This is a genomic window from Niabella agricola (genome assembly GCF_021538615.1).
GTDB lineage: Bacteria > Bacteroidota > Bacteroidia > Chitinophagales > Chitinophagaceae > Niabella > Niabella agricola.
Genome location: NZ_JAJHIZ010000003.1, coordinates 3,115,834 through 3,128,412 on the forward strand (window position 1 = coordinate 3,115,834; position 12,579 = coordinate 3,128,412).

A 12,579-nucleotide genomic window follows, 5' to 3' on the forward strand; every position below is an offset into this window, starting at 1 on the left:
ACTATTTTTGACTGAACAAACTGATAAAAGAACTTAAACCACCTCTAAGAGGTATAAAACTTTTAAAAATGAAACTCTTTATTCTTACTGCCGCGCTTTCACTGGGTTTAAACGCAATGGCTGCTGTTACTGTAAACCCAACTGTAAATGAAAAAGCATTAAAAACATTTAAAGCAGTATTCTCCAATGCCCGGGACGTGCAGTGGAGTACTACTGCAGACTACAGTGAAGCTAGTTTCCGTTCAGGCTCTGTAACGACCCGTGCGGTGATCGACAATAACGGAGCGCTGATCCGTACTATCCGTTACTATAAAGAAAATAATCTGCCTTCGAATATCCTTTATAAGATTAAAAAGAAATATGACGGTAAAGAAATATACGGTATTACTGAAGTAACCAATAGCGAAGGAACCAATTATCATATTATAGTACGTGATAACCGGAGCATCTATAGTGTTATTGCTGACAATAGCGGAAGCCTTTCGCAAACAGCAAAATACAAGAGGGGCGACATTTAATCCCTCTTCTCAGATTTAACATTTCTCATGTATAATACGGAGTGGAACATTCTTGTTCTCTCCCTTTTTTTTTATAAGCGTCACTGATTAAACCAGGCATAAACATTTTACTGAGTGGACCTGGTGGTGGGGGAACTCCGTCCAAGCATCAAAAAAATTATTTCCCTTTCTTTACATATTTTTCCAGCCACTGGTACTCCTCCCAAAGCAGGTGCAGAAGGTTTTCTTTGGCGGTATAACCATGTGATTCGAAAGGAAGCTGCACAAAGCGCACTGTACCGCCATGCCCCTTGATGGCGTTAAAGAGCCGCTCGCTCTGGATGGGGAAGGTACCGGGGTTGTTATCGGCCTCCCCGTGAATGAGCAACAGCGGTGTTTTTATTTTATCGGCGTAGCTAAAGGGGCTCATGCGGTTGTACACCTGGGGCGCCTGCCAGTAAGTACGCTCTTCGTTCTGAAATCCAAACGGGGTAAGGGTTCGGTTGTAGGCCCCGCTGCGCGCGATGCCGGCCTTAAACAGGCGGGTATGCGCCAGTAAATTGGCCGTCATAAAGGCGCCATAGCTATGACCTGCAACTGCTACCCGGGTACTATCACCGATACCCATGGAAGCAATTTTGTTGATGGCGGCTTTGGCGTTCCATTCCAGCTGTGCTACAAAATTATCATTAGGGTAGTTACTGCCTTCGCCCACTATGGGAAACTCGGCATTGTCCATCACCGCATAGCCTTCCAAAGCAAAGAAAACAAAGCTGCCGTAGCTGATCTGCGTAAACGTGTTCTTACTGCCGCGCACCTGGGCTGCATCGGAAGCCTGTTTGTACTCCCGTGGGTAGGCCACAATGATCACCGGCAGCTGGCCATCCTTTGCCGGATCGTAGTTTTTTGACACATATACATTGGCTGTAAGCTGGATGCCATCCCTGCGGGTATAGGTGACTTTTTCTTTTTTAAGATCGCGCAGCTCCGGTTGCGGATCGGGGAAATTGGTGAGCGGGGTTTCTTTTTTACCGTTTATGATAAAATAGTTGGGCGGCTGAGCGGCACTCTGGCGGCTGGCTACAAAAGATAGTCCTTTTTGCTGCGACAGTAATTTAACCGGCACTTCATAATACGGATCTTTTGCCTGCCACAGTTTTTCCTTTTTTAAGGAGGTGAAATCAAAACTGCCCACGAAGGGATAATCGCCTTTGGGAGAAGCGCCCTGACCGTTCATGATGAATTTTGTTTTCTGGTAGATGAGCGGCACTAACCGGCCGTATTCATTTCTGATGGTAAAGGGTGTACCAGGATCATTATAGGCATCGTTCGTGCTGCGGTCGTCCAGGGTAGCAAGTGTTTTAGTAGACAGGTCCAGTCGTTGCCAAATGCGTTTTTGCCGGGCAAAAGAGCCCTGGGTAACCAACGCCATATCTTTATTAACGAAGCTCACATTATACATTCGCATAGGCGTGGCTACCACGGTTTCCGGGGTGGCGGCAAATGGTGCATCCAGGATTATATACTGATCGTGATTGGGTACATCGCGTTTGATAAAGCCACTATCCAGCGGCTCGATCCAGCCCAGCGTGGCGGGTTTGGTGGCGATCCAGCTATGACCGCGCGGGGCGTTCAATACATTGTCAAAGCCGCTGGGTGCCAGTTCCGCGGAGGGAATCTTTGCAATGGTTTTTACAGGCATGCCTTTGGCATCCCACACTTCAACGGTTGAGGCAAAGCCATAAGAAGGTACCAGGTAGGAAAGATCGCCAGTAAGACGCTCCACCAACAAATAATTTTTATCGGGCGAAAGCTGGATGGAGGTGTAGAGATCCGGCTTACCGATGGACGTTTCCATATCACCGTTATTAAGAATAGGTTGTGATATTGCAAAAAAGCGGAACAGCGCTTCATCGTATTTGTTTTTAATAAGATCCTGGTAAGTGCGGGAGGCAGCTACCTTACCCAGGTTTTGTTGAATAACCGGTCCGTCCGGCGCAACGGGCTTTTGGGGCATGGCTGAAGGGGCGGCTGTGGTGGCCAGGTAAAGCAATTGATCATTATCCCACCAGCTGAAATCGTTGCCTGTGGCCGTGTTGAGCGGCGTGCGGTTGATTTTAACGGCCTGTGCGGTTTTAACGTTTACCGTATAAAGATCCACCGCCGTACGTGTTTCCTGAAGGAAGGCCAGCTTATCACCTGCACGATTCCAGGAAACGGAGGAGGCCCTTAGGGGCTCTGGCAGTCCGCTGATGGGCACCTCTTTGCCTGTGAGCACGTTTTTTAATGCAAGTCCGGTGTAATAGGAGCCCCTGCTCGGACTGAAGTTAGCAGGGTTGATGCGCAGTCCGGCGATCCTGAGTTCTGGTTGAGCCAGGTCCTCTATAGTAGGACCGGCACTGCGCTGTATGAGCACCATCCAGGAGCCGTCATCATTGAAACTTACACCCGGGTTGAAGGTGGCAAGAAGTAATTTTTCAATAACAGCGGGGGGCTTCTGGTAAGAGCTGCCCTCCTGGGCAGTTACGGTAAAAAAAAAAGATCAAGCCAAGGGATAGGAACAGACTACGTTTCATGTTGAAGATTTGGTATTTCTTCAGTCGAATGTAGTGAAATTCCGGGGAACGGGGTCTTTATTGCTGCAGATGCACAGATTTTTGATGGCTCGCGGGGAAACGAGCCAGGAAATACATTTGTTCAGTTAAGAACGGGGCTGCAATATGTAAAACATTATATTATCTCAGCAGGCTAAGCAACACATAAACAAATAAAACAATGGTTACTATGGTACCACAGATAAAAAAACCGGCCAGGAATTCCATGTATCCGGCTTTTTTGTGCTTTAAAGGGAGTTCATGTTTAAGGGACATATGCTTTCGTTTTGTTTCGGCTATAAAGTTCGCACAATGAATAAGCCTTCCGAAGCGTAAAAGCACGGATTTTTTATAGGGTTTTTACGGTAGGCCGGTGTTGTGCAAAGGAGCTTATTACGGGAGCCGGTTTCCGGGCCAGGATCTTTATTGCCGGCCGGGCCTGGAGCAGCCTGTAAAAGAAGGCAAACTCAGCAACCCATTCCCGGTAAATCTGTTATAAAAAGGGTTGATGTAAGGATTCCGACTAAATAACGATCTTTGCCGTTTAAAACAGTGTGTATGAAAGTAGAGCAGATTTATACCGGATGCCTGGCGCAGGGAGCCTATTATATATCTTCAAAGGGTGAAGCAGCCATTATTGACCCCCTGCGGGAAGTACAGCCTTATATCGACCGTGCGGCAAGAGACGGGGTAACGATCAAATATATTTTCGAAACACATTTTCATGCTGATTTTGTAAGCGGCCATGTTGATCTTGCTGCCAAAACTGGTGCGCAGATCGTTCTGGGGCCAACAGACGCGCATTTGGGATACGATGCTCATATTGCGAAAGACGGAGAGCAGTTTAAAATAGGTGATGCGATCATAAAGGTATTGCACACACCCGGGCATACCCTGGAAAGCGCTGTTTATTTACTGATGGATGGAGCCGGGAAAGAGACCGCTATTTTTACCGGCGACACGTTGTTTATCGGGGATGTAGGCCGGCCGGATCTGGCACAGAAAATAGTGGGAGATCTGACCAAAGAAAAACTGGCGGGATTGCTTTATGATTCGCTCCGCAATAAAATTATGCCGTTGCCGGATGAACTGATCGTTTATCCGGCGCATGGTGCAGGAAGCGCCTGCGGCAAAAACATGAGCCGCGAAACTTCAGATACCCTGGGTCATCAGAAAAAAGTGAACTACGCCTTGAATGCTGAGCTGACCCGGGAACAATTTATTACGGCAGTTACGGACGGTTTGACAGAACCTCCCCAATATTTTCCCAAGAATGTGATGATGAATATCGAAGGGTATGACAGCATCAATGAGGTGCTGGAGCGCGGCAATCGAGAGCTGGATCCGGATGCTTTTGAAGAGGCTGCCAACCATACCGGCGCGATCATGCTCGATACCCGCGCACCCGGGGATTTTGCAAAGGCCTTTATTCCCAATTCGATCAATATCGGCATTGATGGGAGTTTTGCCGTTTGGGTGGGCACCCTGATCCCCGATCTGAAACAGGAGATCCTGATCGTTGCTGATGAGGGACGCGAAGAAGAGGTGGTGACCCGCCTGGCACGTGTGGGTTATGATTACGCCATCGGTTACCTGAAGGGTGGCATCGAAGCCTGGAAAAAGGCCGGCAAGGAGACCGACCATATTGAAAGTATTGACCCGGAAGCGCTGGCTGCCGTTCCTCAGCCGCATATCCTGGACGTACGCAAGGAAAGCGAATACCAGGCGGAGCATATTGAAGGTGCCGAGAATATGCCACTCGACTATATCAATAACCATATTGCAGACATTGACCGGAGCAAACCGGTGTATGTGCACTGCGCCGGCGGATACCGTTCCATGATCTTTTCTTCCATTCTAAAAGCCCGTGGATTTGATCATGTGATCGATATACAGGGTGGGTTTAAGGCGATCAAGGACTCGGGTAAATTTACAATTACAGATTTTGTTTGTCCTACGGCAGTGAAAAAGTAACGGATGCTATTTGCGCTGCGTTATTCGGGCAGTGCTTTAAAGTATTCATTTACGAAGGGCTTCATAGCTTTTGTAATATTGCCTGTATAAAAGTTGATCAGTAGTCCCTGGGGGTTTTTGTAACTGCTTCATATAGGTAAGCAGCTGCGCTTCATGGACATGTAAGTATCCCTAAAAACCAGACAGTTTAAAATTAGAGAGATTTACTAAATTTAAACTGTAAAAAATGAAAAAGACAAGATTCACAGAGACACAGATTGTTTCAGTCTTAAAGCGCCAGGAAGGCGGTATACCGACCAAAGAACTCTGTCGTGAACTGGGTATATCCGAAGCCACTTTCTACAATTGGAAGAGTAAGTATGGCGGCATGGAAGCCTCAGATGTGAAGCGCATGAAAGAGTTGGAAGAAGAGAATGCCCGGTTAAAACGCATGTATGCGAACCTGGCAATGGATAACGAGATATTAAGGGATTTGTTCTCAAAAAAAGGCTGGGCCCTGCCACCAAAAGGCAATTAAGCAAGGAGCTTGTAAAGGAGCGAAAGATACCGGTGAGCCGGGCCTGTAAGATAATCTCATTACCACGATCCCAATATTATTATGCGTCAGTCAAGGACGACTCAGCAGTAATAGAAGCCTTGCAGGAGTTGGCATTTGCCCATCCATCGTATGGCTTCAGGAAGCTCTTTGCATATTTACGGCGCTCAGGAAAAAACTGGAACCATAAAAAGGTTTATCGTGTGTATAAGCAGTTAAAACTTAACAAAAAGCGCAAGGGTAAAAGAAGACTCCCGGCACGTATAAAACATCCCCTGCAACAACCCGAAACGGTAAATAAAGTATGGAGTATGGATTTTATGAGCGATAGCATGACAGGTAACCGGAAGTTCAGAACCTTCAATGTAATCGATGATTGCAGTCGGGAGGCATTGGCTATTGAAGTGGATACCTCAATATCTTCAAGGCGGGTGATCAGGACACTCAACAGGGTTATCGAAAGCAATGGTAAGCCCATGGCCGTAAGAGTGGATAATGGTCCGGAGTTTACCTCAAAGGATTTTGAACTGTGGGCGAAGGGACAAGGGATTAGTATCCTGTATATCCAACCCGGAAGACCTATGCAAAACGGCTACATTGAACGATTTAACCGACTTTACAGGGAAGCTGTATTGGATGCATATTTGTTTTTTGATCTCTACCAGGTAAGGGTACTAACACAGGAATGGATGGAAGAATACAATCACAAAAGACCACACGAGTCACTGGACAACCTGACACCGCTTGAATACAAAAAGTTGGCTGGTGAAAAGAAAAATACTCAACTTATAGCTGTCTGAAAAAGGGGGTACTTACAGACAGGCAACAAGTGCTCTACCGCTTTTAGTTCTACTACAACGCAATTATTCACCAACAGATCCAGGCGAAGGTCTGCATCAATTGCAATATTCTCATAAACAACCGGCACTAAAACCTGCCGTATGACAGTAAAATGATTCCTGGAAAGCTCATACTCCAGGCATCTTTGATAAACGCTTTCTAACAGGCCTGGACCTAATACCTTGTGTACTTTAATTGCACATCCCGTAATTTCATAGGAAAGCTGGGTTACTTCTTTCTTTGTCACAGGTTTTTTAATAGGTGTTATATAAACCATTGAGATATTAAGGGTCATTAAGAGGCGGCATTATATATCTTAACTTCTTAATGGTTCAAAAAAACTCAGAGGTATTTATAAAGGTACATGAGTTTTAATTAATATGGTTTATTTTTTAACTCGCCCGCTTATGCTGCAGCAGCATATTCATGGCATGTTCCAGGGTTCCGGCAAGGATCACTTCCCCGGCATTGACAAAGAAAATTTCGTCGGCATTTTCGATCGTATTCAACCGGTGTGCAATGATGATCTTTGTAGTGGTTGCCGGCAGCCGCTCCAGTATATCCTCCAGGATCTTTTCGGTTACCGTATCGATATTGGCCGTGGCTTCATCCAGGATTACGATCCGGGGCTTGCGCAGTACAGCTCTGATAAAAGCAATCAGTTGTTTTTGACCCAGGCTGACCGAATCCGAACTGGTAACCAGCTGCGTATTTAAACCGGCATCAAACCGGGATAGCAGGTCGCTTAATCCTGCGTCGGTGATGGCCGTTAATAATTGTTCATCATTGAGTTGCCGTAGTTCGGTATTTCCGTAAAGGATGCTTTCCCGGAGTGTACCGGTAAATAAAAACGGCTCCTGTAAAATAAACCCGATCTCCCGGGTACGTTCTTCGGCGGTATAAGTACGGATATCCTGTCCGTTTAATAATACCATTCCCTCAGTAGGATCATATAACCGTGCGATCAATGCCGCTGTGGTGCTCTTGCCGCCGCCGGTGGGGCCTACCAGGGCATAGGTCTTCCCTCGTTGCAGCTTAAAGTTAATATCGTGTAATACGCTTTTACCATCCGGGTAACTAAAGGATACATGCTGAAATGCCAGTACTGTATCTGATGCGGATACGGCCGTACCTGTTTTGCTCAGCACCGGCAGGTTCGATTGCCGGGAAAGGATTACGGAGATCCGGTCCCAGGCCGCCAGCGCTGTTTGAAAGCTCGCCCATAGCGCCGCCAGTTCCCGCAGTGGCCGGTAAAAATATTGCACATAACTCATAAAACTGATCAGCAAGCCCAATGTGAACTGCCCTTCAAGAATGAGGTAAATGCCAAAGCCCAGTACGATCAGCTGCGCCAGGTTGGAGAAGAATCCAAATACCGGAGTAAACAGGTTGTTGGCGATACCTGCTGTGATGGATGTTTTATAGTTGTTGTCATTGGCCTTTGAAAAACGGGCCCGGAAATAATCACGCCGGTTAAAAGCGATAATGGTTTTAAAATTGTGCAGTCCTTCCTGAATATTGGCGCTGAGATCTCCATTGGCCTTCAGGCTGATGGCATTCTTTTTCTTTACCCATGGCGCAACCAACAGTGCAAATAACAGGATGAAAACGGCCGGTACCAGCGATGCGGCGCCCAGCTCCCAGTTAATGGATAACACAAATATGGCAACACCGATCATCGAAAAGATACTGTCCATAAACCGCATCAGCGACTGCGAGAAGAACTGGTTTACCGTATCGGTGTCGTTGTTGATCCGCGAGATCAGGTCACCGGAACGGTTGCTGTTAAAGAAAGCAACCGGTAGTTGCTGCAGTTTATTAAATACTTCGTTCCGCAGCGCATATAGCATGCGTTGTCCAACACCGCCCATCAGTTTGGCCTGCAGGTACTCTGTGCCGGCCCAAACGATATAAATACCCAGCAGAAGCGCGCTGTACTGTATTAAAAGGCCATATTGCTTTTGGAGTATAAAATGATCCACAATATAACCAATCAGGTAAGGCGTAAGCATGGTAAGACCAGCGTTCAGCATCATTACAAAAAAAGCGATGCCGAGATTTCTTTTTTCGCCTTTCATAAACCGGAACATCTTGCGCAGGGCTGCACCTGCCGGACTTTTCTGCTCCCGGCTCAGGTTATAATCTGTTTGATGGTTACCGTGTTGCTCCTGCATATTGTTAGGCTTCTGTGGTTTGATAATTGTTCAGGCTTTGCTGGCTTTGCAAGATCTGGTTGTATTCGGGATTCGAACGTAACAACTCTTCATGGGTGCCTTTGGCCACCAGTTCACCTTCCATTAATAGAATGATCTGCTCATATTCCTTTACCGGTTCCAGGTTCTGGGTAATGGAAACAATGGTGATACCGGGATAATTTTCGGCCACATTTTTCCAGATGCGTTGTTCGGTAGTGCGATCTACACGGGCAGTAAACTCATCCAGTAATAAAATTTTGGGGTTGCCGGCCAATGCCCGAGCCAGCATGACGCGTTGCTTCTGCCCCCCGGATAGGCTGAGTCCCCGCTCAGATACTTCCGTATTCAGTCCGTTGGGAAGGTTTGTCACAAAATCTGCGAGTTCCGCCGTCTGTACTGCTTTTTGCAGGGCCTCTTCCGAAACATCTGCGTTGAAGGCGATATTCTCCCGGAGGCTCATATTGAAAATAATGGCATCCTGGAATACCAGGCCGATCTGTCGCAGCAACACTTCCTGGTTATAGGTCTCTATCGGAACACCATCATAATAAATAGCACCGGATTGTGGTTTGATCAACGTGGTTAAGGCATAAAACAGCTGGGTTTTTCCCGCCGCTGTAGGTCCGATAATGGCAGTACGGGAACCGGCCTGTACATGAAATGACACGTGATCCAGCGCCTTTTTTTCGCCAAAAGCCACTGTAAGTTCTTTTACCTCGATAGCTCCTTCCAGTTGTTTTTCAAAGTCGCCCCCCTCTTCTGTATCCGGGGCGGTGAGCACCTGGTGAATGCGCGCATAGGAGGCTGAAGCCCTTGCGATCAGGTTGCTCATAAACCCGATGAGCAAAATAGGAAAGATTAATATGGCAATATAGCTGTTAAAGGCCGCAAAGGCTCCCATGGTCATGGATCCGGTAATGGCGAAACGTCCACCAATCACCACCACTGCTAATACCGCCAAATTGGCTGTAAACACAATAATGGGAATCAATGTGGCGAATAATTTAAGAATGGATAAGCCCAGGTGCTTAGCCTCGCCGCTGGCGTCCATAAATTTATTGTATTCCTGGAACTGCGCGTTCAGCACCCGGATGAGTGCCGCACCAAGAATGGATTCATTAATGGTTTTATTCAGCTTGTCGATCACCTCCTGCGAACGTTTGAAGAGTGTTTTTACTTTTTTAAACACCAGCATAAACGTAAGTGCAATGATGGGGATCACGCAGAGCACTATGAGACCCAGCCGCCAGTTGATACTGAGCAAAAGGACGGCGGTACCCACAATCAGGACGATTGATGAAATAATATTGACAATAGCTTGCGAAACAAAGGTCTTGACAGCATTAACATCGGAGGTGATATTGGTCAGCAGTTTATCCGGGCTCGTTTCCTGGATGAAAGCGTGCGTCTGGCGGGAGATTTTGCCCGCAAGCTGTTCCCGCAAATCCCGCGCTACTTTTTCCGAGGCATAGGTTTGCACCAGGCTTTGGAAATAGGTTAGGATAAGGATCAGCACCGAAGTTCCCAAGAAATTCAGCATCAACCGTTGTGCCTGGAACCGGTGCTGCGAAAAATCATCAATGGCCGACTGGATGAGTTTTGGAATGACCAGGTTCAGGCCATTACTGAACAAAGCCAGCAACAATAATATGATGATAAGCCCCCTATAAGGCTTTAACATGGCAAGCATATTGGGCTTTGCTGCTTTACGGGCGTTTGTTCTTTCCTGCATGATATACTTTATACACGATGAGTGGCCGTTGCCGGGTTTGATCACTGCTATGGAAGACGCACTGCACGCTGTTTTACTTTAAATTTTTTTAAACAGTACAACCGCCCACTTATTCAACGAAGCTTGCCCGGAATTGCGAAATTAGATATAATGCCCAGAAACACCGCGGTAACCTGTATAAAAATCAATACGCCGATGAGGAATATAAATGTTTCGTAAAGCAGATCCGGCGCTATTTAGTTCCGTACTTCTCTTCTCATAAACCGGTAATAGGCCAGTGCAAAGCATACCAATGTAGCTGCCAGCAACCCGCAAAGCTGCGGCCACACGATCATAATACTCTCCCGGAGTGAAAGGGGCGTAGGAATCGCTCCTGCCATCTGCTCCATCGACAGGGGGCCGAGGCTTCTTACGGAGGGCATGAGCAGGGTAGTGGTTCCATCTGCATAAAGCTGACTGGGTGCCATCCTCAGGAAGGTTGTGATAAGGCTGTTATAACCGGCTACCTCATCCGGCGAAAGCAGGGCCGGATCCGGCAAGGCCGCCTTAATCACCAGGCTCATGACCATCTGGTAAAAAATAGTAAAAAACAGCCAGATACCGATGGCCGTTAACGCCGAAGTAGCTGCCTGTTTAAAAATAACTGAAAGTAAAATAGACAGGTTGAGCCAGAAACCTACATATACAATGGTAAGTACAATAAAACAAAGGATGCGCAAGAACTCCTGTGGTTCCATATGTACGCCGGTAATGATGAGTCCGCCGCCTATCATGAGCAATCCCAATGATAAAAAAAGTGCGCTGATCACAATAAGCGCCCCTGTAAATTTAGCCAGCAACAGATTGTCGCGGTATACCGGCTGGGCCAGCAGGCGAATGAGGGTGCCATTATTCTGTTCTGCATTTATTGCATCAAACCCAAGCCCAATACCCAGCAGCGGTCCCAGGAACCCTACAAAAATGTGAAAGGGTGGCAGGCTGTTATCAGTAATTGTTAACAGTTTCAGGTATAAGAACCAACGGTCCGGATCTTCTGTATTTCCCACTGCCCTGGAAATATTGGACAAGGATACATACATCGAACCTAAAAAGGTCAGCAGCATAATGGCCAATAATATGATAAACCGCCAGCTGCGGATATGGTCTGCTACTTCCTTGCGGACCATTACCGAAAACGGCTGTTCGCCTGCCGGCTTTTTTCTGCTATTTACGTTTTCTGAAAAAAGACCTTTGAAATAAACCACTGGATTTTTCACTGGGACTGTTTTCATTTAAATTGGTTTCAAAATAACGTTCATAAATTTCATCCAAGCCATAAGAGCGCCGCTGCACTCCTGTAATGTCCATGCCTTTTTGAACAAGAAGCCGTACCAGGCCGGGTGTAATATCGGAGCCTCCGGATATCTGCAGCAGCTGATCCTTTACAAGCACCTTTTTCACACCATCCATTTTCATGAGATCCGCTTCCAGGGTTTCGGGTGCCGGGTTTTTAACCATTACTTCTACAACAAACGGCTCACTGGCAAACAGGTTGCCGGCCAGGGTGTCAATATTCCCTTCAGCCAATAGTTTTCCGCCCACAAAGATCCCCACCCGGTCGCAGACCTGCTGTACCTGGTGCAGGTGATGGGAGGAAAGCAAGACGGTAAGCCCTTGCTGCCGGCTCAGCTGTTTTATTAGCACAAGGAAATCCTTTACCCCGCTGGGGTCGATGCCCAGGGTGGGTTCATCCAGAATGATCACTTCCGGGCGCTTGATGAGTACATCGGCCAGACCCAGCCGTTGTTTCATTCCCCGGGAAAAGGTAGCTGTACGTTTGTCCATGGCACCGGCCAGACCTACTTCTTCCAATGTATCGCAGGCGCGTTCTTTTACCTCACTTTCCGGGATGCCATTCAGCCGCCCGATATACATCAGGTTTTCCAATGCGGTCATGTTGTTGTAAAAACCCACGTTATCCGGCATATAGCCCACCTTCCGTTTTACCGGTATGGGATTTCTTGTGGCATTGAAGCCGCAAACCATTGCCGTACCGGAAGTGGGCTCTGTGAGGCCCAGCATCATGAGTATGGTAGTGGATTTGCCGGCACCATTGGGACCCAATAATCCGAAAATTTCACCTTTACGAATGGTCAGATCCAGGTTGTCGACCGCCCGAAGTGAGCGGTAACATTTCGTTAACCCCTTCAGTTCAATGATCGGAGCTTCCATA

10 protein-coding genes are annotated in these 12,579 nt (G+C 47.2%); 3 read left to right on the forward strand and 7 right to left on the reverse strand.

The genetic code is table 11. From position 1 onward, the window contains the following. Window positions 1-68: 68 nt before the first annotated feature. Complete coding sequence (locus LL912_RS18445) at window positions 69-518, forward strand: hypothetical protein (protein ID WP_235555076.1); 450 nt, start codon at window positions 69-71, stop codon at window positions 516-518. A gap of 157 nt (window positions 519-675) precedes the next feature. Here the strand turns inward: LL912_RS18445 and LL912_RS18450 are convergent, their stop codons facing one another. Both LL912_RS18450 and LL912_RS25990 read right to left on the reverse strand, forming a co-directional pair. After that, the gene (locus LL912_RS18450) at window positions 676-2,916 is read right to left on the reverse strand and encodes an alpha/beta hydrolase family protein (RefSeq protein WP_235555077.1); all 2,241 of its coding nucleotides are present in this window, start codon (window positions 2,914-2,916) and stop codon (window positions 676-678) included. A gap of 316 nt (window positions 2,917-3,232) precedes the next feature. After that, entirely contained in the window at window positions 3,233-3,367 is a 135-nt protein-coding gene (locus LL912_RS25990) for a hypothetical protein (protein WP_255785764.1), read from the reverse strand. Between the two features lie 282 nt (window positions 3,368-3,649). Here LL912_RS25990 and LL912_RS18455 point away from each other — a divergent pair, with 282 nt between their 5' ends. Beyond that, window positions 3,650-5,065 carry an MBL fold metallo-hydrolase gene (locus LL912_RS18455; protein WP_235555078.1) on the forward strand — a complete coding sequence of 472 codons (1,416 nt, stop codon included), beginning with the start codon at window positions 3,650-3,652 and terminating at the stop codon, window positions 5,063-5,065. A gap of 226 nt (window positions 5,066-5,291) precedes the next feature. Next, window positions 5,292-6,400, forward strand: a protein-coding gene (locus tag LL912_RS18460; RefSeq protein WP_406603604.1) for an IS3 family transposase whose coding sequence is annotated in 2 segments (ribosomal slippage) — window positions 5,292-5,544 and window positions 5,544-6,400 — 1,110 coding nt in all. Because the reading frame shifts where the segments join, the coding sequence is not laid out codon by codon here. On the opposite strand, the gene LL912_RS18465 is transcribed toward LL912_RS18460, so the two are convergent. The 5 genes from LL912_RS18465 to LL912_RS18485 all read right to left on the reverse strand — a co-directional run bounded on the left by LL912_RS18465 (window position 6,382) and on the right by LL912_RS18485 (window position 12,578). Next, window positions 6,382-6,735 carry a GxxExxY protein gene (locus LL912_RS18465; RefSeq protein ID WP_235555079.1) on the reverse strand — a complete coding sequence of 118 codons (354 nt, stop codon included), beginning with the start codon at window positions 6,733-6,735 and terminating at the stop codon, window positions 6,382-6,384. The two genes, LL912_RS18460 and LL912_RS18465, sit on opposite strands and share 19 nt — an antisense overlap. 97 nt (window positions 6,736-6,832) lie before the next feature. Further along, window positions 6,833-8,614: an ABC transporter ATP-binding protein gene (locus LL912_RS18470; protein WP_235555080.1), complete on the reverse strand. Its 1,782-nt coding sequence runs from the start codon at window positions 8,612-8,614 to the stop codon at window positions 6,833-6,835. 4 nt (window positions 8,615-8,618) lie between these two features. After that, on the reverse strand, window positions 8,619-10,367 hold the full coding sequence (locus tag LL912_RS18475; RefSeq protein WP_235555081.1) for an ABC transporter ATP-binding protein: 1,749 nt from the start codon (window positions 10,365-10,367) through the stop codon (window positions 8,619-8,621). A gap of 236 nt (window positions 10,368-10,603) precedes the next feature. Continuing rightward, window positions 10,604-11,623, reverse strand: a complete 1,020-nt coding sequence (locus tag LL912_RS18480) for an ABC transporter permease (RefSeq protein ID WP_235555082.1) — start codon at window positions 11,621-11,623, stop codon at window positions 10,604-10,606. Then, on the reverse strand, window positions 11,571-12,578 hold the full coding sequence (locus LL912_RS18485) for an ABC transporter ATP-binding protein (protein WP_235555083.1): 1,008 nt from the start codon (window positions 12,576-12,578) through the stop codon (window positions 11,571-11,573). Before LL912_RS18485 ends, LL912_RS18480 begins: the two co-directional genes overlap by 53 nt. Between the last annotated feature and the right edge of the window lies 1 nt (window position 12,579).